The organism is Tenacibaculum sp. SM2510 (genome assembly GCF_057002845.1).
In genome coordinates this window covers 2,412,958-2,436,453 of sequence record NZ_CP192703.1, presented here as the reverse complement: position 1 = coordinate 2,436,453, position 23,496 = coordinate 2,412,958, and the positions used below count along the sequence as shown (strand labels likewise).

Sequence of the window (23,496 nt, the reverse complement as noted above, 5' to 3'; positions counted from 1 at the left end):
ATGAGCGAATTAGTACAATATACATCAAAAGACAACTATGCAATCATTACCCTTTCTAACGGTAAAGTAAATGCGATATCACATGAAGTAATCAACTCTTTAAACACGCTACTAGATAAAGCTGAGCAAGAAAAAAAGATCATAATCTTAACTGGCCAACAAGGAATGTTTTCTGCTGGTTATGATTTAAAAAGCATGACCGCTTCTCCTGAATCGGCTTTAGAATTAGTCACTAAAGGATCTAAACTATCACATAGAATGTTATCTTTTCCCTTCCCTATAATTGTAGCTTGCACAGGGCATGCAATTGCCAAAGGCGCTTTTTTACTACTTTCTGCGGATTATAGACTTGGTACCGAAGGTGATTTTAAAATAGGTTTAAACGAAGTAATGATAGGAATGACCATGCACAATGCTGGTATTGAAATAGCCAAAGGTCGTTTAGCGCCTGTTTATTTTGAACGCAGTGTAAATAATTCTGAAATTTACAATCCTAAAGATGCTGTTACAGCTGGGTTTTTAGATAAAGTTGTTCCTGAAACTCATTTATTACCAACAGCTATTAAAGTTGCCGAAATGTTTGCTTCATTAAACCCGAAAGCACATGCAGCTACTAAATTAAAAGTTAGAAAAAATTATTTAGCTTCATTAGAAAAAGCTATTGAACAAGACATTAAAGACGGATTGCATCCACCTACAAAATAAAAGAAATCCTGCATTTAGCAGGCTTTCTTGTTTTACTTCTTATACGCCATAACTCCGGCTTTTATTTCTGTATTTAAGTAATTATCTCTTGGAGTAATAGGACACGAATATCGATTACTGTAAGCACAATATGGGTTGTATGCTCTGTTAAAATCTAATCTAATTGTACCATCATTTTTTTCATCAGTAATTAAAACATCTATAAATCGACCTCCTTCATACGATGTTTTTCCATTTGTATTATCTAAAAAAGGCAAAAATAAATTGTCTTTATATATTGGCTCTGGGTTTTCATCTTTATAAATAGCTAACTCGAAATTCTCTCCATCAATCGAAAAAGAAACTATACCGTATTTTTCATATACCGCTACCCTATCTGTTGTTGTTGAAAAACTAAAACTAGGCGCATCTGGTGTTTTTGTTAATTTGGCTACCACCTTATATTTATCTTCTATTTTAAAAAAATCTAGTCCTTCAAATTTTTTTAAATCTCTTTTTGTTAGTGGCGACTTAGAAGCATCTTTAAATTTAACATTCATTTCTTTTTGAAAATCAGAAACTCCTAACAATTTTCTTTTCTCTTGACTATTACATGAATATATAATAACTACAAGAATTATTAATAAATTTTTTCTCATTTAATTTATAATTTTATTACCTAATATATGTTTTCTATTAGTAGCATTGTACAAAACATATGAAATCAAAATATCTACAATTTTTTACAACTCTGAGACCAACAGAAAACATTCTTTAACAAAAATAAGCAACTTTAGTTCTTTATAAATATTTCATTACACAAAACATATATAAAAACTATGATATCATCAGCCAAATAGGCCTAATCTGTTAAAACTTTACTAATAAATTTGATTTATCAATTAAAAATTATTATATTTAACTCAACAGATACCGTCTATGATTGAAATAAAAGCAAGAATTAAGCTTTAATGAACTATATAAAGAAAAATTATAAATAAATAAAACAATTTGATTGTTTTATTATAGGTTAACAAAAAGATTAATATATATTTGTCGCCCATTTTACTTTATGATTTTACAATTTTGTGTAAAACAAAATCAATTACCAGACTAAAATCTAAAAGATAATATAATTAAATATAAGTAAGTATTTTATGAATTCAGAATTAATTAGTAAAGCAGACGAATTTGAGCACAGAAAATTCAAATTTATTACTACTAGTGATAGAATATTAGCTTCAAGAGAGGTAAAATCTTTAATACTAGAGATAAACGAAGTATATAAAGAAACAAAAGATAGCGCCCTAATGGATGCTATGAAGCGATTAACAGTTGTAAAGCAACGAATTGAAAAAAGATTAAAAGGAAAACCTTTAACTGCATAAACTTATTACAACAATAAACAACGTTATTATTCGTTTATTACTATAGGTAGAATAGTATTTTTCATAATTTACTATTCTTAATAATATTTATTCTTGATAAAAGCTCTAGTTAAAACTAGAGCTTTTTTTTATTTTTACGCTCTAAGTTTTAATAGAAACTTCATTTCTCTCTCGAAAAAACAATTTTCTCACTCTAAGAAAGAAAAAAATTACTTTCTGTTATTATTTTAAATAAAATATTTATTTATTTTGAGTAATAAAAAAATCGTATTTTTATGTTAATCAGACGGTTAATTAACTACAAAAAAAAAGCCTAAAAAATCTCTTAAAAAAATCAAAAAAAACTTTTGGCAGATTCAAAAAACATTATATATTTGCATCGCTTTTAAAGGCAACAAGCCGATGTAGCTCAGCTGGCTAGAGCAGCTGATTTGTAATCAGCAGGTCGTGGGTTCGAGTCCCTCCATCGGCTCAATAAAAATAAAAAGCGCTAACTTAAGTTAGCGCTTTTTTTATGCACATATTTCATTAAATTTGCTTTAACAACTCATCTTAATAAAACTCAATGAAAAACATATTTGTAATCGGTATTGCTGGCGGAACTGGAAGTGGAAAAACAACCGTAGTAAATCAAATAATTAATGAGCTTCCTCAAGATGAAGTATGCATCATATCACAAGACTCATATTATGCTCAAACCGATAATTTAAGCTATGAAGAACGCACAAAGATAAACTTTGACCATCCTAGGGCTATAGATTTCGATTTACTTGTAAAACATTTAAGCGATTTAAAGAGTGGTAAAATAATAGAACAACCTATTTATTCGTTTGTAGCTCATAACAGAACCAAGGACACGATAAAAACACACCCAAGAAAAGTGATTATAGTAGAAGGTATTTTAATTTTTAACAGCAAAGAACTAAGAAACCTTTGTGATATAAAAGTTTTTGTACATGCCGATGCTGATGAGCGCCTTATAAGAAGAGTTCGTAGAGATATTAAAGAAAGAGGAAGAGATATTGATGAAGTTTTAAGCAGATACCAAAGTACCCTAAAACCAATGCATCAACAATTTATTGAACCAACAAAAAACTACGCTGATATTATAATTCCGAATGATAGATATAACACTGTAGCTATAGATATTGTTAGAACCGTAATTAGCGATCGCTTATAATATGAATTTAAAATCAATAAAAAATAAACCCTCTTTTAAAATAGCAACAAATATTTATGTTGTTATTTTAACCGTATTTGTTATTTGGATGCTTTTTTTTGATGAAAATTCTTATCTTACCCATAGAGAATTTAATAAAGAAATTGAAGAACTAGAAATCTGGATAGATTATCACAAGAACAAAATTGATAAAGACAAAAAAACTATAAAAAAACTTCAAGACTCTCTTCAACTGGAACGCTATGCGCGTGAAAAATATTTGATGAAGAAAGAAGATGAAGATATTTATATTATCGAATTTGATACCATACAAAAATAATGAGTACTTATTTATTTAACGACTTCAAGGAAATTAGTGCTGCCGAATGGAAACAAAAAATACAGGTAGACCTTAAAGGTGCTGATTATAATGACACGCTTCTTTGGAAAACTGACGAAGGAATTACCGTTAAGCCTTTTTATACAAAAGAAGACCAAACAAAAACAAAAATAGCAACCCCAGAAAAGGGATTCAATATTTGTCAGTCTATTTATATTGAAGACGAAAAAAAAGCAAATTCCTTTGCTATCGACTCTTTAAAAAGAGGCGCTAAGTCTATTGAGTTTAAAGCGAAAAATAAATTTGATTACAAAACACTACTTCAGGATTTAGACCTTAAAAATACTGTGCTTTATTTTAAAGTAAAATTTTTAGATGCTAAATTTATTATTGAATTATCAAACTTTATCGCTTCTGATAATTGTTATTTTAATATTGATATTATTGGCAATTTAACGAGTACAGGTAATTGGTTTACCAACTTAAATAATGATCATAAAGAATTCGAAAAGATCATTAATAATGTTAATAACGCTATATGTATTAACGCTTCTACATATCAAAATGCCGGAGCAAATAACACACAACAACTTGCCTACGCACTTGCACACGCAAATGAATATTTAAATCACTTCGGAAGTAAAATAGCGAGTAACATACATTTCAATTTCTCTGTAGGCAGTAACTACTTTTTTGAAATAGCGAAACTAAGAGCTTTTAGAATTTTATGGGCATCACTTTTAAAAGAGTATGCTATTAAAAACAATAAAACGCATTTATTTGTGCAACCCAGCTTACGTAACAAAACATTGTACGATTATAATGTAAATATGCTTCGTACAACATCAGAATGTATGAGTGCTGTTTTAGGCGGAGCTGACACGGTATGTAATATTTCTTACGATGATATTTTTCATCATTCGAATGAATTTGGTGAACGAATTTCAAGAAATCAATTATTGATTTTACAACAAGAAAGCGAACTTTCAGATGCTCAGAACTTTGCAGACGGGGCTTATTATATAGAAGCTATCACGCAACAATTGGCTCATAATTCTTTAGAAGTTTTTAAAACTATTGAAAAAGGTGGTGGATTCTTAAAACAACTTAAAGAAGGGATCATACAACGAAAAATTAAAGATTCTGCTGAGAAAGAACAAACAAAATTCGATACTGGTAAATTAGTTTTATTAGGAACTAATAAAATACAGAACAACAACGATAAAATGAAGAATGATTTGGAGCTTTTTCCGTTTATGAAAATTAGAAACGAAAAAACACTCATCCAACCTATTATTCAAAAAAGATTAGCTGAAAAGCTAGAACAAGAACGTTTACAAGATGAGTAGAAAAAACGTATCAAACATACAATTAGACCAAAGTCAAAAATCACAAGTTGAAAGCAAACAACATGAAGATTTCGTTGCTGGTATAGCTCCGAATTTACGTGGCCCATACTCAACAATGTATGTTAGAAGACCATGGACTATTCGTCAGTACGCCGGATTTTCAACAGCCGAAGAAAGTAATGCTTTTTATAGAAGAAACCTAGCTGCTGGTCAAAAAGGACTTTCTGTTGCTTTTGATTTAGCAACACACCGTGGTTACGATTCAGATCATGAACGTGTTCAAGGTGATGTTGGTAAAGCTGGTGTAGCGATTGATTCTGTTGAGGACATGAAAATTTTATTCGACCAAATTCCGTTAGATAAAATGTCGGTTTCAATGACTATGAACGGTGCAGTTTTACCAATTTTGGCCTTTTATATCGTAGCCGCCGAAGAACAAGGCGTTGCTCCTGAATTATTATCAGGAACCATTCAAAACGACATTTTAAAAGAGTTTATGGTGCGTAACACATATATCTACCCTCCTACTCCATCAATGAAAATAATTGCGGATATTTTTAAATACACATCGGATTTTATGCCGAAATACAATTCTATTTCTATTTCTGGTTATCACATGCAAGAAGCAGGTGCAACCGCCGAAATTGAATTAGCATATACTTTAGCTGACGGATTAGACTACATAAAAAAAGGACTAGAAGCAGGAATGGACATTGATACTTTTGCTCCGAGATTATCTTTTTTCTGGGCAATAGGGATGAATCACTTTATGGAAATTGCCAAAATGCGAGCAGCTAGAATGTTGTGGGCAAAAATCGTAAAACAATTCAACCCTAAAAATCCAAAATCTTTAGCTTTACGAACACATTGCCAAACAAGTGGCTGGTCTTTAACAGAGCAAGATCCTTTTAACAATGTAGCTCGAACAACTATTGAAGCTATGGCTGCGGCTTTTGGAGGCACACAGAGCTTACACACAAACGCTTTAGACGAAGCAATTGCTTTGCCAACAGATTTTTCTGCACGTATTGCGCGTAACACGCAAATATATTTACAAGAAGAAACAAATATTACAAAAACTGTTGATCCTTGGGCAGGAAGCTATCACGTAGAACAACTAACTGAAGATATTACCAACAAAGCTTGGGAATTAATTAAGGAAGTTGAGGAATTAGGCGGAATGACAAAAGCTATTGAAAAAGGAATTCCGAAAATGCGTATTGAAGAAGCTGCTGCAAAAAAACAAGCAAAGATAGATAGCGGACAAGATATAATTGTAGGTGTAAACAAATACCAACTGGCACAAGAAGATCCTTTACATATTTTAGAAGTTAATAATGAAGCAGTGCGCTTATCGCAAATCGAGAGGTTAAACGATATAAAATCAAAAAGAGACAGCGCTAAGGTTACAAAATCTTTAAACGATTTAACAGCTTGTGCTAAATCCAATGAAGGGAATTTATTAGATTTAGCAGTAAAAGCTGCTAAAAACAGAGCTACTTTAGGTGAAATTTCTGACGCTTTAGAAAGTGTTTTCGGACGTCATAAAGCGGTTCATAAAACAATTTCGGGCGTGTATAGTAAAGAAATAAAAGACGATAAGTTATTTAAGAAAGCAATTGAATTTGCCGATAAATTTGCTGAATTAGAAGGACGAAGACCAAGAATAATGATTGCCAAACTAGGCCAAGACGGTCATGATCGTGGCGCAAAAGTAGTTGCCACTGGTTATGCTGATTTAGGTTTTGATGTAGATATTGGTCCTTTATTTCAAACACCGCAAGAAGCAACCAAACAGGCTATTGAAAACGATGTTCATATTTTAGGTATTTCGTCATTAGCGGCAGGTCATAAAACATTAGTTCCTCAAGTAATTGCTGAATTAAAAAAATACGGAAGAGAAGATATCATGGTAATTGTTGGAGGTGTAATTCCGGCGCAAGATTATCAATATTTATTTGACGCAGGCGCTGTAGGTGTTTTTGGCCCTGGAACCAAAATTGCACAAGCAGCAATTGATATGTTAACTATTTTAATTGATAGCGTAGAGGAATAAAATTATGAAAATAAAATTCATCGATAGAACATCTGGCAATATAATTACTGAAACTCCGCCTGGTGAAGTTTTTTTAAAGTTATTATACAATAATCCGTTTGGGAAAATGGCTTTTTTACCAATAGCAAAACGTAAGTTTTTATCTGCTTGGTATGGTAAAAAAATGGATAAATCATCTTCTATAAAAAAAATAAACGTTTTTGTAAAACAGTTAGATATTAATATTGACGAGGCTGAAAAGCCAATTTCTGAATTTACTTCATTTAACGATTTCTTTTACAGAAAACTAAAACCAACTGCCAGACCTATTCAAAATGGCTTTACCTCTCCTGGCGACGGAAAAATGCTTGCTTTTGAAAACATTACAGACATTGGTCATTTCTTTATAAAAGGACGAAATTTCACTTTAAAAGAATTTTTAGCCAATGATGAATTGGCTGAGAAGCACAAAAACTCTTCGTTAATTATTTTACGATTAGCACCAAACGACTATCACCGTTACCATTTTCCTTACGACGGTACACCTTCTGAAATGACGAAGATAAAAGGTGACTATTTTTCAGTTTCTCCATACGCATTGGCATCAAACTTTACCAAAGTTTTTTGTGAAAACAAACGTGAGTATTGCATTTTATCGTCCGAAGAAAAAGGAGATATTATCGTAGCTCCTGTTGGTGCAACAATGGTAGGAACTATTATCGAAACTTTTAAACCCAATATCAAAATAAAAAAAGGGGATGAAATGGGGTATTTTGCCTTCGGTGGATCAACAATTGTACTGTTAGTTAATAAAAATAAATTAACGATTGACGCCGACATTATAAAAAACACAAAGAACCGTATTGAGACATTTGTTAAAATGGGAGAAAAGATAGGGATATAACCTTTCTTTTTTAACGTTTTATTTCCTTAAAAATGGGTGAATTCATAAAGGTATTAAGACATTAATACGTAAATTTGCGAAGTTTTACACTTAGCTGATTTACAGATGAAAAAAATCTTAGATATTCTTTACTCTACACGCTTAACAGCGGTACTATTTTTCGTTTTTGCAGTGGCCATGGGAATCGCCACTTTTATAGAAAACGATTTCGGAACACAAACTTCAAAAGCTTTAGTTTACAATACTTGGTGGTTCGAATTAATTATGATCTTTTTTGTAATTAATTTTTTTGGAAACATCTTTAGGTATCGTTTATATAAAAAAGAAAAATGGGGCGTTTTACTTTTCCATTCAGCATTTTTACTCATATTAATTGGCGCAGGAGTTACGCGCTATGTTAGTTATGAAGGAATTATGGTTATTGATGAAGGAGAGACTACAAACACTTTCTTTTCTGACACCAACTATTTAAACGTTGTTGTTGATAATAATCAGTTTCAAAAAGAAACAAACAACAAATTATTACTTTCTGCTTGGGGAAGTAATTCTGTAAAATTTACTGAAACTTTTCAACCTGAAAAAGACAAAGCTCAACATAAGATATCGTATAATTTAGTTGAATACATTCCTTGGTCTGAACAAAAACTTGTTTTAGACGAAAACGGAGTAGAACACTTATTTTTAGTAGAAAGTTCTAGCGGAAGCAGACACGAACATTATATTAAAAGAGGAACTACTCAAAATATTCACAACATACTTGTAAGTTTTGATGTGCCTGAGAAAAATGCCTCTGTTAACTTTTATTACGAAGGGGATAATTTAAAGATGGTCTCTAAAAACAACGGTGATTGGCTAAGAATGGCTGATCAAAAAAGAGGTCAAATTGTTAAAGACAGTTCGCAACACTTTCAGTTTTTAACATTGCACACCATAAAAGGATTACAGTTTGTTATTCCGAAATCTCCTGAAAAAGGAATCATGAAAACCCTTTCCGGAGAAAAAGATAATGAAAAATACGATACTGTTATTTTTGATATTACAGCAAATGACGAAACTAAAAGAATAGCGCTGTATGGTGGTAAATTTAATGTTGATAATGTTGAAGAATTTAGTATTGGCGACTTAAACTTTAGAGCTTGGTATGGTGCTAAAAAATTAGAAACTCCCTTTAAAGTTAAACTAAATGACTTTCAATTAGAAAAGTATCCTGGTTCAGAAAGTGCCGCTGCCTATGCTAGTGAAATTACAGTTATAGACGACAAAGAAACTTTTGATTTTAGAATATTTATGAATAATATTTTAGATTACAAAGGGTATAAACTGTTTCAATCTAGTTATAAAATCGAAGGCGACAATGAACAAACTCATCTATCTGTAAATCATGATTTCGTAGGTACTTGGATTACTTATGTTGGTTATACCTTATTATTCTTTGGTTTAACTTTTATTTTATTCATAAAAAACACTCGTTTTAACGACTTAAAGAATTCACTAGATAAAATCAAGCTAAAAAAAGCTGGTTTATCTGTAATCCTTTTATTCTTATCTCTTAATTCAACTGCACAAGAACATGGTGATGTGCACAAACCAAAAGAGCTCTCAATAATACAAATAGATTCTATTTTAACAAGCAATAAACCTAGCCCTGAACATACCAATCAATTTAGTACTTTAGTGATACAAGATGTTGGTGGTAGAATGAAGCCGGCACACACTTTAGCTTCTGAATTAGTAAGAAAAGTTGCACATACCAATAGTTTTAAAGGACTGAACCCAACGCAGGTTTTGCTTTCTATTACAGAAATGCCAATGCTTTGGTTAAATATTCCGTTTATCTATTTAGAAAAAGGAAATACACAAATAAGAGAGCTTTTAGGCGTTGCTAAAGATGCAAAATATGCGCGCTTTATTGATTTTTATGATACTAAAGGAACATCTAAAATAGGTAAATTAGTAGCGGAAGCTAAGAAAAAGAAGATTCAGAGTAAGTTTGAAACGGATGCTATTAAAATAGAGCAAAGAGTTTGGTTATTATCACAAACTTTAGGTGGCGGTATGTTACGCATCTACCCGATTCCTAATGACGAGAATAACAAATGGGTATCGCAGCCAGAAACATTAAATGCTGGTTTTAAAGGAACGGATTCTGTATTTGTACGTCAATCACTACCGGTGTATATGCAACTTCTACAAAACTCAAGAAAATCTGGAAACTACGCAGAAACTAACAAGGTTTTAGACGGAATTAAAAAGTTTCAGAAAAAATTCGGAAAAGAAGTCTATCCTTCAGAAGATAAAATTGAATTAGAGATTATGTATAATGAGTTTGATGTTTTTAATCGTTTGATTAAGTACTTCGGATTGTCAAGTATTCTTTTAATTATCTTTTTAGTCGCTCAGGTTTTTTCAAACAAAAAATGGATAAGCTATGTGGTAAAAGGATTAATCGCAATTATTATTGGTTTCTTTATTCTACATACTTTAGGCTTATTATCTAGATGGTATATTAGCGGTAATGCTCCTTGGAGTAATGCGTACGAATCTATTATTTTTGTTGCTTGGGCAACGATGTTTTTTGGTTTATCATTAGGTAAAAAATCAACATTAACAATTGCTGCTGCAACTTTTATTACGGCAATTACCTTGTTTTTTGCAAGTCAGAATTGGTTAGATCCAGAAATAGCAAACTTACAACCGGTATTAAATTCTTGGTGGTTAAAAGTACACGTTTCTATTATTGTTGCTAGTTACGGACCTTTTTCTTTAGGTATGATCTTAGGTGTTTTTAGTTTATTCTTAATGATTTTCACTAACTCGAAAAACAAGAAAAAAATGGATCTTCATATAAAGGAGTTAACCATTATCAATGAAATGTCTATAACGGTTGGATTGGTTTTATTAACAATTGGTACTTTTTTAGGCGGAATGTGGGCGAACGAAAGTTGGGGACGTTATTGGGGTTGGGACCCAAAAGAAACTTGGGCGTTAATATCTATTATGGTATATGCTTTTGTTTTGCACATGCGTTTAATTCCGGGGTTAAGAGGACGATATACTTTTAATCTTTGGTCTATTATCGCTTTTGCATCTATCATGATGACTTATTTTGGAGTAAATTTCTATTTATCAGGGTTGCATTCCTATGCAAGTGGAGATAAGGTAATTACACCTACCTCAGTTTATTATTCAGTTTCATTTGTTTTTATTATAGGATTATTTGCTTGGTTTAAGTACAAAAAGTTTTATAAAAAATAAATCTCATTAATGTTATAACAGAAAAATGTACTTTTGTATGTTGATTAAAAAAAGAAAAAATGTTCAATAAAAATATAAAATTAGGATTAGCAGGATTAATAACTCTATGGTCTATTTATGAATTTTCTCAAGTTCATATAATGAACGGAATTAGTATTCTTTTACTAGCAGGTCTTTTCGTTTTCTTTTATTTTAAAAACGAATTTATTTTACTAGCATTTATGCAATTGCGAAAACAAAACTTTGAAGGTGCTAAAAAATGGTTAGATTATATTAAAAATCCATCAACAGCCTTAATTCAAAAACAAGAAGGGTACTATAATTACTTACACGGAATCATGTTGAGTCAAACTAACATAACGCAAGCTGAAAAGTTTTTACGAAAGGCTGTGAAATTAGGTTTAGCGATGGATCATGACTTGGCCATGGCTAAATTACAACTAGCAGGAATAGCAATGACCAAACGCAGAAAACGTGAAGCTACTAATTTAATGATAGAAGCTAAAAAATTAGATAAGCATGGCATGCTAAAAGAACAAATGCAAATGATGAAGCAACAAATGAAGAAGATATAAGTTTCGTTTCTTTGCTAGACTAATATTACAAAATAATCTAGATGATTTTAATTGCAGATGCTGGCTCAACAAAAACAGATTGGATTGCTCTTGACTCTCAAAAAGAAGAAGTATTTAGAGTTAAATCGCTAGGATTAAATCCTGCCATTATTTTAAAAGAAGAATTGTTAAATCGTATAAATAATGTAACACAACTAATAGCTTGTAAAAACGATATTCAAGAAATTCATTTTTATGGTGCCGGCTGTGGATCTACTTTGCCTATTGAAATATTAACTGACGTATTACAGGTTGTTTTTAAACATGCTAACATCATTATTTCTGAAGACATGCTAGCAGCTGTATATGCCTGCAGCCCTAAAGAACCTTCTATTGTTGCTATTTTAGGTACAGGCTCTAATAGTTGTTATTATGACGGTGCTACTATAAAAAAATCATCTGCATCCTTAGGTTATACAGTAATGGATGAAGCTAGTGGCAACTATTTTGGTAAAAAATTATTAAGAGATTTTTTCTATAAAAAAATGCCTATTAATTTAGCAGCAGCATTTAAAAATCAGTTTAATGTTGATGTTGATTTCATTAAAAAAAATTTATATAGAACACCAAATCCTAATATGTATTTAGCCTCTTTTGCTAAATTTATGTTCGAGTATAAAGAGGAAAAATACATTAAAAAAATAATTAAAAAAGGGTTTCAAAAATATTTTAAACACCATATATTACCTTATAAAAAAGGTATTGATACCCCCATTTATTTTATAGGTTCTATTGCTTATTATTTTAGCGATATTTTAGAGCAAATTGCTAGAAAAAATAACTTAACTGTTACCGATGTAATTCAACGACCTATAAACAACCTGGTTAAATTTCATCAAGAAAACACAATTTAACAAAGTTCCACCACTCGCTCTAGTGCCATTCCTCTTGAACCTTTTATTAGAATAACACTTTTCTGTATTGGGATATTAATTAAATGTTTCTTCAACGCTTCAAAACTTATAAACTTTAGATAGTCCGTTTCGGTTCGATTAAAATTTTCACCAACAAAAAACAAATTACCAAACTTATATTCTGTAGCTAAATCTACTATCTTCTGATGCTCTTTAAGACTATAATCACCCAACTCAAACATATCTCCTATAATTACGACTTTATGTGCTGATTTAAGTGTCCTAAAGCTATCTAATGCTGCTTTCATACTTGTTGGATTTGCATTATAAGCATCTAAAATAATCTTATTCTTTTTTGTCTCTATTATTTGAGATCGATTATTTGAAGGAATATAATTTTCAATAGCCTCTCTTATTTCTTCTTTAGGCACCTTAAAGTAATTAGCGATCGTTATAGCTGCCGAAATATTAGAGAAATTATAAGCTCCAATTAAATTACTTTGTATGTCAATTCTTCTATAAGATAATTTCACAAACGGATTTGCTTCAACAAACTCAATCGACTCATCAAATAAAATAGTATTTGCATTTTTTGTTTTCTCTAGCTGAATTGTATCCTTTGGATTTACAAATATTTTTTTATTATTATCAATAAGAAAATCATACAGCTCTGATTTTGCTTTTATCACACCATCAAGTGAACCAAAACCTTCTAAATGTGCACTTCCAAAATTGGTTATAAAACCAAAATCGGGATTTGATATCTTTGATAAAAAAGCAATTTCTTTTGGATGATTTGCTCCCATTTCAACAATACCTATTTCTGTAGCTGTTGTCATCGACAATAGTGTTAAAGGCACACCTATATGATTGTTTAAATTACCTACTGTCGCTGTTGTATTATATTTAGATGACAACACTGCGTTAATAAGCTCTTTGGTGGTTGTTTTCCCATTACTTCCTGTTAATGAAATAATAGGTATATTTAATATTCTACGGTGGTAACTTGCTAATTCTTGAAGTGTTTTTAATACATCGTCTACTAAAATTATATTTTCTGACGTTTTATATTCAGCTTCGTCAATAATCGAAAAATCAGCGCCTTTTGTTAGCGCTTCTTCTGCAAAGTTGTTGCCATTAAAATTATCACCTTTTAATGCAAAGAAAATGGTGTTTTTTCTAATTTCTCTTGTGTCTGTATCTACCAAACCGTGTTTAGTAAATAACGAATATAAATCTACTATTTTCATCCTGTAAAAATAAAAAACCTCATTGAAATTCAATGAGGTTTATATATTGTATTAGTTAATTTTATCAGGCACGGCTCTTTTCCTTTTATTAAGCCTCATTGGTCCCATTTTATCTGTAGCACATCTAAACCCGATAAAGTTAGTTGCCATATACTCTGGAAAATACCTTCTTTGAGCAGGATCTAACCAATACTCTCTATCAGCCCATGAACCTCCTTTATAAACTCTAGATTTATCACTCACTAAAGTAGTTCTTCTTTTAGAATCGTACTTGTAATTATCTATTGCATTTCCTAAAGAATCTCTTTCAGCTTCAGGTTTTTGTGGTGAATTATACATTCTAGACACCCCTTCTAACTGATCTTTATCTAAAATATAATTTTTAGAAGAAGCTTGATCTCCATCACCCAAACTTGAATTATTTGCTAAATTATAATTTCTTCTCATGTAAGTATCCTCTTTTGTAATAGGAATATACTTAACACTACCTGGTAAATCTTTAGGTACTATTCTTCCGTTTTCTAGCGTATCATATTCTATCTCACCTACTTCATCTCCTACAATAACAACCTTACCACTTTGATCTATTAATTTTTTAGTAAAAACATTACCTCTAAAATAATTAAAATCATTTGCTTCTGAATCAATTATAGGTCGATATACATCTTGAACCCATTCTGCTACATTACCAGACATATCATATAAACCAAAAGCATTTGGAGGATAACTTCTTGCTGCATTTGGAATATCTGAACCATCACTACTCCAACCAGCAATACCACTATAGTCTCCTTTACCTTGTTTAAAGTTAGCTAACTGATCACCTCTTCTTCTCTTATCTCTATCCCTAGTATACTTACCATTCCAAGAATATTTTTTTCTCCCACGAATATTATTATACTCACGATTTTCAAAAATAGCTTTTGCAGCATATTCCCATTCAACTTCTGTTGGCAGTCTAAATTTTTGCGCTAAAATACCATCTGATGAAGTAACCTGTCTTCCCGAGAATTGATCTTTCGCTGGTTTAGGATCTCCTTTTTTTCTTGGCACAGGAATCCCTTTTTTATAAATTGTTGAATCTCCTTCAAACAAAGCATAAGGATTTGTTAAATAAGTATCTGTATCAAAATTATCTTTTCCTTTAAAACTTAATGAATCTTCTTTAAAAATGTTTTTAATAACACCTTTATCCATTAATATTTTTAAATTCACCGCATTTGTACGCCACTTACAGTATTTATTTGCTTGTAACCAACTAACACCTACAACAGGATATTCAGCATAAGATGGGTGCCTTAAATAACTTTCAGATAATAAATTTGTATTTCCCAAACCTTTTCTCCACACTAAAGTATCTGGTAAAATAGATTGGTAAATATTTTTAAATTGTGGCTCTTCTGGTGGAAATATATCTTTGGTATATTGCATAAATAAACCATATTCAGCATTTGTAACCTCAGTTTCATCCATATAAAAAGAACGCACATGCATCTTTTTAGGTGTCGTATTCCAATCAAACATTACATCATCTTGTACTAACCCCATAGTAAAACTTCCACCTTCTATATGTACCATACCAGGAGGAGCTTCTTTACTATTATTATCTTTTCCTTTTATATAACCTCCATAATTAGGATCATTAAAGTTCCAGCCAGTTAGTGAAGATTTACCTGAACCACTGCCTCTATTGCTCTTACAAGAAGTAATCAACAATCCAGTGATAGCCAATAAACTAAATATTTTTAACGTGCTTTTCATGTATTTTTAACTATTTTAAGGGTAGCGCAATTTACAATATTTATGACTCCTTACAACTAATTTATTTATAAATTAAAAGGGTCTAAGAGTTTCTCTTGCTAGATTACAAACGTTTTTTTTTTACGTTTAGTATTACGAATCTAAGAAAAAGATTAAATATCTACCATTAAATTTAATTTTTATACATAAAAAAGTTTTATGCTAACATTATTAAAAACTTAATGAGCACAAATTTTAACTTTATTCTAAAAAAATATTATTTTATATAATAATCAGCTGATTAAAACGTTAAACAACTGATTAAAAACTAATAAAAATTAGCATTTTTTTAAGAATATCATATATTTGCTCAACTAATAATAAAATTTTACATGAAAAAATTAACATTTTTTTTATTCTTTGTATGTTTTGCCCTTCAAATCAAAGCTCAAAATACAACAGCAACTCCATTTTTATTAATATCATCTGATGCTCGTGCCGGAGGTATGGGAGATGTAGGGGTTGCAACCTCCGCAGATGCTTTTTCTATTTTTCACAATCCTGCTAAAACAGTTTTTAACCAAAACAAGATAAGTGTTGGTGTTAACTATACTCCTTGGTTACGTAATTTGACTGATGATATTTTTGTAGGAAATGCTTCTTACGTAAATAGGTTTAAAGAAAATGCCGCTTGGGGTGTAGATATTAAGTATTTTTCACTTGGACAGGTTGAATTAACAAACGAAAATGGTACCGGTACCGGTACAGAAAACCCTAGTGAATTTTCTATTACGGGTGTTTATTCTATGAAGTTAAGCGAAAAATTCTCAATGGGTATTGGCTTAAAATACATCAACTCTAATTTAGATGTTAATGATAGTAATGTTAATGCCGTTAATTCATTTGCTGTTGATGTTTCTGGTTACTATCAATCTGACGAACAAAATTACGGCAGCTTTAATGGTCGTTACCGCTTAGGTTTTAACATTGCTAATATTGGTCCTAAAGTAGAATACACTCCAGGACAAGAAAACTTTATTCCTACCAACGCAAAGATTGGTGGTGGTTTTGACTTTATATTAGACAGCCAGAACATCGTAGGTCTTAATTTAGAATTCACAAAACTATTAGTCCCATCTAGTAGTGGTGATACTAATTCTCCTGAAGGCCAAGGAAATAACAGAGGTTGGTTTGAAGGAATGTTTACTTCTTTAGGTGACAGAAGTTTTGGTGAAGAAATGAAAGAAACTACTTGGGCATTAGGTGCCGAATATTTATACAACAATGCCTTTGCTCTTAGAGCTGGTTACTTTCACGAAAGTGAAGAGAAAGGTCAAAGACAGTTCTTAACATTGGGTACAGGTTTTACTGCGAAAGCATTTACGTTAGACTTATCATACTTAGTAAATACATCAGCAGTTAATAACCCTTTAGAAAACACTTTACGCTTTTCTTTATCATTTGATCTAGGAGAAATTTACGATGACTATTAGATTGTAGTTTTTTTTTAATAAATTCGTAGTATAATATAAAGCAGTCTTACAGGCTGCTTTTTTTGACCAACACTATTTCTTTATGGAAAAAATAGAATTAAAAGCTGCTGCAACGATTTATAACGATTTAGCAGAATTAGCACAAGAAGATAAAAAGTTAATGGATAAGGCTATTGAAGCAAGAGCAAAAGCTTATGCCCCCTACTCTAAATTTAAAGTAGGTGCTGCGTTTTTACTAGAAAACGATGCTGTAGTTTTAGGTAACAACCAAGAAAATGCGGCATACCCATCTGGTATGTGCGCCGAAAGAGTTGGTGTATGGAAAGTGGGATCAGAATTTCCTGGAATAAAAATTAAAAAACTAGCCATTTCAGCTGCTTCTGAAAATACAACCGTAAATAAACCTGTGGGGCCTTGTGGTGCTTGCAGACAAACTTTATCAGAATATGAAATCAATCAAAAAGAACCAATAGAAGTGTTTTTTATGGGTGAAGTTGGTAAAATTGTAAAAACAGATTCTTTACTTTCTTTGTTACCTTTCTCTTTCGACAGTTCGTATTTATAATATTAGAAAACCACAAGCTCAAAAAAGACAACTCTTTTTTTTAAAATATTTAATTATAAAGCCATTTTTTAAGGATTCTACAATTCTTTTAAAATGACTCTTAATTAATACTTTAATATAATTTAAAATGCTTTATTTGTATTTACAATCCTAATAAATCAGAATGGCATCAGCAGTAATTACAGGTACAGGTTCGTATATCCCTTCAATAAAAAAAGAAAATAGTCAGTTTTTAGCAAGTTCATTTTTGAATGCAGACGGAACTTCTTTTGATAGCACGAATACCATAATTATTGAAAAATTCAAATCAATTACTGGCATTGAAGAACGTAGGTATGCTAAAAATGACTACAAAGCATCGGACTTAGGATATTTTGCTGCTAAAAAAGCTATAGAAGATGCCAATGTGAATTCTGAAAATATAGATTATATCATATTCGCTCATAATTTTGGTGATGTAAAAAATGATGCTATTCAAACTGATATCCTTCCTAGTTTGGCTAGTAGAGTAAAACATTTACTTCAAATTGAAAATCCTAACTGTGTTGCTTATGACATTTTATTCGGATGCCCTGGTTGGATTGAAGGAGTTATTCAAGCACAAGCATTTATAAAAGCAGGTATTGCTAAAAAATGCTTAGTTATTGGCGGTGAAACTTTATCGAGAGTTGTTGACAAGTATGATCGCGATTCTATGATTTATAGCGACGGAGCAGGCGCTTGTATTGTAGAACTTAAAGAAGCCGGTAATAGCGGAATTTTGAGTCATGCTACACAAACTTTCACCAAAGAAGAAGCTTATTTTTTATTTTTCGGAAAGTCAAATAATGAGAGCTTAGATAAAGATATTCGATACATAAAAATGCACGGACGTAAAATTTATGAATTTGCATTAAACAATGTACCCAAAGCGATGAAAACAGCTTTAGATAAAAGTGAGATTGAAATTAATGAGGTAAAAAAAATATTTATCCATCAAGCAAATGAAAAGATGGATGAAGCTATTATCAAGCGGTTTTATAGATTGTATAAAAAATCGATTCCGCAAGGTATAATGCCTATGAGTATTCATAAATTAGGGAACAGCTCTGTTGCTACAGTACCTACTTTATTAGACTTGGTTTTAAAAGGAAATATCGAAAATCAGGAGGTAAAAAAAGGAGACGTAATTATACTGGCTTCTGTTGGTGCAGGAATGAATATAAACGCAGTGGTTTATCGTTATTAAAAAACTTCAAAAAATCTAAAATCAAATACTTAAAATCTAAATTCTAAGTACTATTTTTGCACATGCAACAACACAACGTACTTATTTTAGATTTCGGATCGCAATACACACAACTTATTGCGCGCCGTGTTAGAGAATTGAACATTTACTGTGAAATTCATCCTTATAACAAAATTCCAAAAAACTTAAACGACTTTAAAGCAGTAATACTATCTGGTAGTCCTAACTCTGTTCGTTCAGAAGCGGCGTTACATCCAGATTTATCTGAAATTAGAGGTAAAAAACCGTTATTAGCTGTTTGTTATGGCGCTCAATACTTAGCCCACTTTTCTGGCGGATTAGTAGCTCCATCAAACACTAGAGAGTATGGTAGAGCTAATTTATCTTTTGTAAAAGAAGATGAAACGTTCTTTTCAGACATATCAGAAGGAAGTCAGGTTTGGATGAGTCACTCAGACACCATTAAAGATTTACCAACAAACGGTATCTTATTAGCAAGCACAAACGATGTAGAAAACGCTGCTTATAAAATTGATGGTGAAACAACGTATGCTATTCAATTTCATCCAGAAGTATATCATTCTACCGATGGTAAACAATTATTACAAAATTTTTTAGTTAATATAGCTGAAGTAGCACAAACTTGGACACCTGATTCTTTTGTTGATGAAACAGTTGCTGACATAAAAGCAAAGGTTGGAACCGATAAAGTGGTTTTAGGATTGTCTGGAGGTGTAGATTCTACCGTAGCTGCGGTATTATTACACAAAGCTATTGGCGATAATTTACATTGTATTTTTGTTAATAATGGTTTGTTACGTAAAAATGAATATACCGATGTATTAAAGCAATACGAAGGTATGGGCTTAAACGTAAAAGGAGTGGATGCTTCGGCACGTTTCTTGAATGAGCTTGCTGGTTTAAGTGATCCAGAGGAAAAGCGTAAAGCTATTGGTAAAGTTTTTATTGATGTTTTTGATGATGAAGCAAATCAGATTGAAGACGCAAAATGGTTAGCACAAGGAACTATTTATCCTGATGTAATTGAATCAGTTTCGGTAAACGGTGGCCCATCAGCAACGATTAAAAGTCATCATAACGTAGGTGGTTTACCTGATTTTATGAAACTGAAGATTGTTGAGCCATTACGAATGATTTTTAAAGATGAAGTTAGACGTGTAGGAGCATCAATGGGAATTGACAAAGACCTATTAGGTCGTCACCCTTTTCCTGGTCCTGGATTGGCAATTCGTATTTTAGGGGATATTACCGAAGAAAAAGTGCGTATTTTACAAGAAGTAGATGCTGTTTTTATCAACGGATTAAAAGAAGACAATTTATATAACAAAGTATGGCAAGCGGGTGCAATTTTATTACCTGTAAACTCTGTTGGAGTAATGGGCGATGAAAGAACCTATGAAAAAGTAGTAGCTTTGCGTGCTGTTGAAAGCACAGATGGTATGACTGCAGATTGGGTAAATTTACCTTATGAGTTTTTACAAAAAATATCAAACAAAATAATTAATAATGTAAAAGGTGTTAACAGAGTTGTTTACGACATTAGCTCTAAACCACCTGCAACAATTGAATGGGAATAAACCCCTTATAATAAAAAAAATGTAGATGAAGAAATTTCAATTTTTACTTTTAATTTGTATTTTAACCTTTACCGTTTCTTGTGGTCAGCAAAAACGTTATATTTCTTATAAGGTTCAAGAAGGCGAGACAATGCGTGACATTGCAAAAAGACTGGATATGAAAACAAAAGATTTGTTACGTTTAAATCCTGATATTAGCAGACGACCAGATGCAAATACAGTTATTATTATTCCGAATCCTGAAGTAAAAACCGGAATTTCTTCAAACACAGCTGATGAAACAGTTGTTGATAACGAAAATATAGACGAAAACCCTTCTGATAAGAATATTGACGAAGAAAATAAAGCGAAAAACTCTTTTCTACAAACTGTGTATGAGTATGAAAATCATACTGTAATCGCAGGAGAAACGGTGTATCGTATAACCAAACTATATGACATCTCTAAAGACGATTTAATAGAATGGAACCCTGAGTACCCAACTATTAAAAATAATATACTAAGTATTGGCCAAGTTTTAAAGGTTAAATCTGTTGAAAAAGTAATCACAATTAACAGAGAAGAGGTTTTAGAAAAATTTTTAACTCATACAGTTAAAAGCAAAGAAACCGTATATAGTTTAACTCGTTTTTATAACATCTCAAAAGAAGATTTAATTCGTTTAAACCCTGAATACCCTGGCATAGAAAATAATGAATTATCTATTGATCAATTAATAAAAATAAAACCTATTGAAGAAGTAAATACTAATGAGAATTATACATTTTATAAAGATAGCATTCAAGAAAATGTAGCAATAGACGTAGCCATTTTACTTCCTTTTAAATTAAAAGATTATAAATCTGCTTCTGCAAAAGATATATTTAGTGATTTAAATAGTTCTGCTCCTTTGGCTAATATGGTTACTGATTTTTACATGGGTGCCGAAATAGCAATCGACTCAATTAAAAAGCAAGGCATACTTATTAATACAACTGTTTTTGACACCGGAAACAGAGATGATAATGTTCCTTTAATTATAGAAGAAAGAAAACTAGATTCTACCGATGTTATTATTGGTCCTTTTTATTCAGATAAAGCTGAGCTTATTGCTCGTAAGGTTCGTGCGCCTATTGTATTCCCTCATTTCTCTAGCAATCAAAATGATTTTTCTGCAACCAAACTTATTAAATCTGCACCAGATAAAAATAAATACACTGAATATTTAGGTTCATATTTAAAAGACATTTATAAAGGTGAAGAGGTTTTTGTTGTAGGTGATGGTGAAGCTAACTCTAACGATAGAATAAGTAAAATTGTAAGTAGTTTAAAAAAGCATGATTCTATTAGCGAAATTCATATTTTAAAACCAGAAGACGGTTATATTAAAAGAGAGTTATTTACCAATAAAATGGCTGTGAATAAACAAAACTGGGTTATCATCACTTCTGATAACAATGTAGCTATTGCCGATGTTTTAAACAGTATGATTGGTATACCTGATGATATGACAGTCCAGGTTTTTGCTGTAGAAAGAAATAAATCTTACGATAAAATAGAAAATAACAAGTTAGCTAGTGTTGATTTTACTTATGTTTCTAATGCTTTTGAAGATTCATCTTCAGATAATGTAAAGATTTTCAATAAAAAATACTACAAAAAAAACAATACTGTAGCTTCTGATTATGCGATTAAAGGTTTCGATATTACGTATGATATTTTAATACGTTTGGCCTCTGGAAAAGAGCTGTCAGAAACTTTTAAAGACGGAGTATCACTGCGCCTAGAAAACAAGTTTGACTATCGTAAAAAAACATTTAGCAGTACAAATAATAACGGCTTGTTTATTGTAAAATATAATAAAGACTTAAGTTTAACAAGACTTAAGTAATTGTATCCTACTAAAATAAAAACATAACTTAACGTCATTACGAGGATAAAAGACGAAGTAATCTTATAGTACAAAACCGAAAGATTCCTTCACAATGTTCGGAATGACGTTTTCTTTTAAGTTAACTACACCCAACTAAATTAAAAACACAACTTTTACGTCATTACGAGGATAAAAGACGAAGTAATCTTATAGTACAAAACCGAAAGATTCCTTCACAATGTTCGGAATGACGTTTTCTTTTAAGTTAACTACACCCAACTAAATTAAAAACACAACTTTTACGTCATTACGAGGATAAAAGACGAAGTAATCTTATAGTACAAAAAACCGAAAGATTCCTTCACAATGTTCGGAATGACGTTCTCTTTGAAGTTTACTACACCCAACTAAATTAAAAACACAACTTTTACGTCATTACGAGGATAAAAGACGAAGTAATCTTATAGTACAAAACCGAAAGATTCCTTCACAATGTTCGGAATGACGTTTTCTATTTCATCGCAATAGCATCCAACCAATCTTGATTACCTAAATACCATGCAATTGTTTTTTTTATGCCTTCTTTAAATTACGCAATATTAAAAAGGAGATACTAATTCGCTGAACTTAGAGATTATTTTGTCTTTTTCTGATAAAATAATTTCTTCTGAAGGAATAGTCCAATCAATATTTAAAGTTTCATCATTCCACGAAATTCTATCCTCGTATTCTGGTGCATATTTATTATCTACTTTATAAGAAAAAATAGCTTCCTCAGACAGTACTATAAAACCGTGAGCAAACTCTTTAGGAATAAATAATTGTTTTTTGTTTTTTTCAGATAATACCACCGTAACATGTTTACCGTAAGTTTTAGAATTTCTTCTTAAATCTACAACAATATCTAAAACAGCTCCCTGAATACACTTAACTAATTTTGCTTGCGCATATGGAGGTTTTTGAAAATGTAAGCCTCTTAATACGCCAAAAGTTGATTTTGACTCGTTATCTTGAATGAAATTAATTTCACCAATATTTTCTTCAAATTTCTTTTTATTAAACGATTCGTAAAAATATCCTCTTTCATCGTTAAACACTTTAGGCTCTATAATAACAACTTCAGGAATTTCTGTTTTAATAAAATTCATAATTATTCTTGCTTTTTAAACTACATCATTTCATTAACGC

At 31.2% G+C, this 23,496-nt stretch carries 19 protein-coding genes and 1 tRNA gene; 16 read left to right on the top strand and 4 right to left on the bottom strand.

All coding sequences use genetic code 11. The features are described from left to right. A complete protein-coding gene (locus ACQ629_RS10980; RefSeq protein WP_483704882.1) occupies positions 1 to 705 on the top strand; it encodes a crotonase/enoyl-CoA hydratase family protein in 705 nt (234 codons plus the stop codon). A 32-nt stretch (positions 706 to 737) separates the two neighbouring features. Here the strand turns inward: ACQ629_RS10980 and ACQ629_RS10975 are convergent, their stop codons facing one another. After that, positions 738 to 1,343, bottom strand: coding sequence for a DUF1684 domain-containing protein (locus ACQ629_RS10975; protein ID WP_483704880.1), 606 nt, complete (start codon positions 1,341 to 1,343; stop codon positions 738 to 740). A gap of 498 nt (positions 1,344 to 1,841) precedes the next feature. Here ACQ629_RS10975 and ACQ629_RS10970 point away from each other — a divergent pair, with 498 nt between their 5' ends. The 10 genes from ACQ629_RS10970 (at position 1,842) to ACQ629_RS10925 (ending at position 12,582) form a co-directional block, all read left to right on the top strand. Next, the gene (locus tag ACQ629_RS10970; protein WP_058884388.1) at positions 1,842 to 2,072 is read left to right on the top strand and encodes a hypothetical protein; all 231 of its coding nucleotides are present in this window, start codon (positions 1,842 to 1,844) and stop codon (positions 2,070 to 2,072) included. 398 nt (positions 2,073 to 2,470) lie between these two features. Further along, positions 2,471 to 2,544 (top strand) — tRNA-Thr (locus tag ACQ629_RS10965). Positions 2,545 to 2,646: 102 nt separating this feature from the next. Further along, positions 2,647 to 3,252 carry a uridine kinase gene (gene udk / locus ACQ629_RS10960; protein ID WP_483707217.1) on the top strand — a complete coding sequence of 202 codons (606 nt, stop codon included), beginning with the start codon at positions 2,647 to 2,649 and terminating at the stop codon, positions 3,250 to 3,252. A 1-nt stretch (position 3,253) separates the two neighbouring features. Continuing rightward, positions 3,254 to 3,571, top strand: a complete 318-nt coding sequence (locus ACQ629_RS10955; protein ID WP_483704878.1) for an FtsB family cell division protein — start codon at positions 3,254 to 3,256, stop codon at positions 3,569 to 3,571. Continuing rightward, the gene (locus tag ACQ629_RS10950; protein WP_483704876.1) at positions 3,571 to 4,920 is read left to right on the top strand and encodes a methylmalonyl-CoA mutase subunit beta; all 1,350 of its coding nucleotides are present in this window, start codon (positions 3,571 to 3,573) and stop codon (positions 4,918 to 4,920) included. The genes ACQ629_RS10955 and ACQ629_RS10950 overlap by 1 nt, the downstream gene beginning before the upstream one ends. Further along, a complete protein-coding gene (gene scpA / locus ACQ629_RS10945; RefSeq protein WP_483704874.1) occupies positions 4,913 to 6,976 on the top strand; it encodes a methylmalonyl-CoA mutase in 2,064 nt (687 codons plus the stop codon). Before ACQ629_RS10950 ends, scpA begins: the two co-directional genes overlap by 8 nt. Before the next feature lie 4 nt (positions 6,977 to 6,980). Further along, on the top strand, positions 6,981 to 7,859 hold the full coding sequence (asd, locus tag ACQ629_RS10940) for an archaetidylserine decarboxylase (RefSeq protein ID WP_483704872.1): 879 nt from the start codon (positions 6,981 to 6,983) through the stop codon (positions 7,857 to 7,859). Between the two features lie 105 nt (positions 7,860 to 7,964). Further along, entirely contained in the window at positions 7,965 to 11,114 is a 3,150-nt protein-coding gene (locus tag ACQ629_RS10935; protein WP_483704870.1) for a cytochrome c biogenesis protein, read from the top strand. Positions 11,115 to 11,173: 59 nt separating this feature from the next. Then, positions 11,174 to 11,689 carry a DUF2892 domain-containing protein gene (locus tag ACQ629_RS10930; protein WP_483704868.1) on the top strand — a complete coding sequence of 172 codons (516 nt, stop codon included), beginning with the start codon at positions 11,174 to 11,176 and terminating at the stop codon, positions 11,687 to 11,689. A gap of 41 nt (positions 11,690 to 11,730) precedes the next feature. Then, positions 11,731 to 12,582 (top strand): N-acetylglucosamine kinase, encoded by an 852-nt coding sequence (locus ACQ629_RS10925; protein WP_483704866.1) that lies wholly within the window; start codon positions 11,731 to 11,733, stop codon positions 12,580 to 12,582. On the opposite strand, the gene ACQ629_RS10920 is transcribed toward ACQ629_RS10925, so the two are convergent. Both ACQ629_RS10920 and gldJ read right to left on the bottom strand, forming a co-directional pair. After that, complete coding sequence (locus ACQ629_RS10920) at positions 12,579 to 13,832, bottom strand: UDP-N-acetylmuramoyl-tripeptide--D-alanyl-D-alanine ligase (RefSeq protein ID WP_483704864.1); 1,254 nt, start codon at positions 13,830 to 13,832, stop codon at positions 12,579 to 12,581. The genes ACQ629_RS10925 and ACQ629_RS10920 overlap by 4 nt on opposite strands. A gap of 51 nt (positions 13,833 to 13,883) precedes the next feature. After that, positions 13,884 to 15,593 carry a gliding motility lipoprotein GldJ gene (gene gldJ / locus ACQ629_RS10915; RefSeq protein ID WP_483704862.1) on the bottom strand — a complete coding sequence of 570 codons (1,710 nt, stop codon included), beginning with the start codon at positions 15,591 to 15,593 and terminating at the stop codon, positions 13,884 to 13,886. A 371-nt stretch (positions 15,594 to 15,964) separates the two neighbouring features. Here gldJ and porV point away from each other — a divergent pair, with 371 nt between their 5' ends. The 5 genes from porV (at position 15,965) to ACQ629_RS10890 (ending at position 22,326) form a co-directional block, all read left to right on the top strand. Continuing rightward, entirely contained in the window at positions 15,965 to 17,065 is a 1,101-nt protein-coding gene (gene porV / locus ACQ629_RS10910) for a type IX secretion system outer membrane channel protein PorV (RefSeq protein WP_483704860.1), read from the top strand. An 82-nt stretch (positions 17,066 to 17,147) separates the two neighbouring features. Continuing rightward, a complete protein-coding gene (locus tag ACQ629_RS10905; RefSeq protein WP_483704858.1) occupies positions 17,148 to 17,630 on the top strand; it encodes a cytidine deaminase in 483 nt (160 codons plus the stop codon). 163 nt (positions 17,631 to 17,793) lie between these two features. After that, positions 17,794 to 18,858, top strand: a complete 1,065-nt coding sequence (locus ACQ629_RS10900) for a 3-oxoacyl-ACP synthase III family protein (RefSeq protein WP_483704856.1) — start codon at positions 17,794 to 17,796, stop codon at positions 18,856 to 18,858. Positions 18,859 to 18,920: 62 nt separating this feature from the next. Further along, complete coding sequence (gene guaA / locus ACQ629_RS10895; RefSeq protein WP_483704853.1) at positions 18,921 to 20,456, top strand: glutamine-hydrolyzing GMP synthase; 1,536 nt, start codon at positions 18,921 to 18,923, stop codon at positions 20,454 to 20,456. A gap of 25 nt (positions 20,457 to 20,481) precedes the next feature. Next, positions 20,482 to 22,326, top strand: coding sequence for a LysM peptidoglycan-binding domain-containing protein (locus tag ACQ629_RS10890; RefSeq protein WP_483704851.1), 1,845 nt, complete (start codon positions 20,482 to 20,484; stop codon positions 22,324 to 22,326). 581 nt (positions 22,327 to 22,907) lie between these two features. Here ACQ629_RS10890 and rfbC read toward each other — a convergent pair. Next, a complete protein-coding gene (rfbC, locus tag ACQ629_RS10885; protein ID WP_483704849.1) occupies positions 22,908 to 23,456 on the bottom strand; it encodes a dTDP-4-dehydrorhamnose 3,5-epimerase in 549 nt (182 codons plus the stop codon). Positions 23,457 to 23,496: the final 40 nt, after the last annotated feature.

Bases quoted from the DNA above. Each gene is read 5' to 3' on its own strand.
- gldJ (WP_483704862.1), bottom strand. From the start codon at position 15,593: ATGAAAAGCACGTTAAAAATATTTAGTTTATTGGCTATCACTGGATTG.
- ACQ629_RS10900 (WP_483704856.1), top strand. From the start codon at position 17,794: ATGGCATCAGCAGTAATTACAGGTACAGGTTCGTATATCCCTTCAATA.
- ACQ629_RS10975 (WP_483704880.1), bottom strand. From the start codon at position 1,343: ATGAGAAAAAATTTATTAATAATTCTTGTAGTTATTATATATTCATGT.
- scpA (WP_483704874.1), top strand. From the start codon at position 4,913: ATGAGTAGAAAAAACGTATCAAACATACAATTAGACCAAAGTCAAAAA.
- ACQ629_RS10920 (WP_483704864.1), bottom strand. From the start codon at position 13,832: ATGAAAATAGTAGATTTATATTCGTTATTTACTAAACACGGTTTGGTA.
- ACQ629_RS10970 (WP_058884388.1), top strand. From the start codon at position 1,842: ATGAATTCAGAATTAATTAGTAAAGCAGACGAATTTGAGCACAGAAAA.
- guaA (WP_483704853.1), top strand. From the start codon at position 18,921: ATGCAACAACACAACGTACTTATTTTAGATTTCGGATCGCAATACACA.
- ACQ629_RS10905 (WP_483704858.1), top strand. From the start codon at position 17,148: ATGGAAAAAATAGAATTAAAAGCTGCTGCAACGATTTATAACGATTTA.
- porV (WP_483704860.1), top strand. From the start codon at position 15,965: ATGAAAAAATTAACATTTTTTTTATTCTTTGTATGTTTTGCCCTTCAA.
- ACQ629_RS10950 (WP_483704876.1), top strand. From the start codon at position 3,571: ATGAGTACTTATTTATTTAACGACTTCAAGGAAATTAGTGCTGCCGAA.
- rfbC (WP_483704849.1), bottom strand. From the start codon at position 23,456: ATGAATTTTATTAAAACAGAAATTCCTGAAGTTGTTATTATAGAGCCT.
- asd (WP_483704872.1), top strand. From the start codon at position 6,981: ATGAAAATAAAATTCATCGATAGAACATCTGGCAATATAATTACTGAA.
- ACQ629_RS10930 (WP_483704868.1), top strand. From the start codon at position 11,174: ATGTTCAATAAAAATATAAAATTAGGATTAGCAGGATTAATAACTCTA.
- ACQ629_RS10890 (WP_483704851.1), top strand. From the start codon at position 20,482: ATGAAGAAATTTCAATTTTTACTTTTAATTTGTATTTTAACCTTTACC.
- ACQ629_RS10980 (WP_483704882.1), top strand. From the start codon at position 1: ATGAGCGAATTAGTACAATATACATCAAAAGACAACTATGCAATCATT.
- ACQ629_RS10925 (WP_483704866.1), top strand. From the start codon at position 11,731: ATGATTTTAATTGCAGATGCTGGCTCAACAAAAACAGATTGGATTGCT.
- ACQ629_RS10935 (WP_483704870.1), top strand. From the start codon at position 7,965: ATGAAAAAAATCTTAGATATTCTTTACTCTACACGCTTAACAGCGGTA.
- ACQ629_RS10955 (WP_483704878.1), top strand. From the start codon at position 3,254: ATGAATTTAAAATCAATAAAAAATAAACCCTCTTTTAAAATAGCAACA.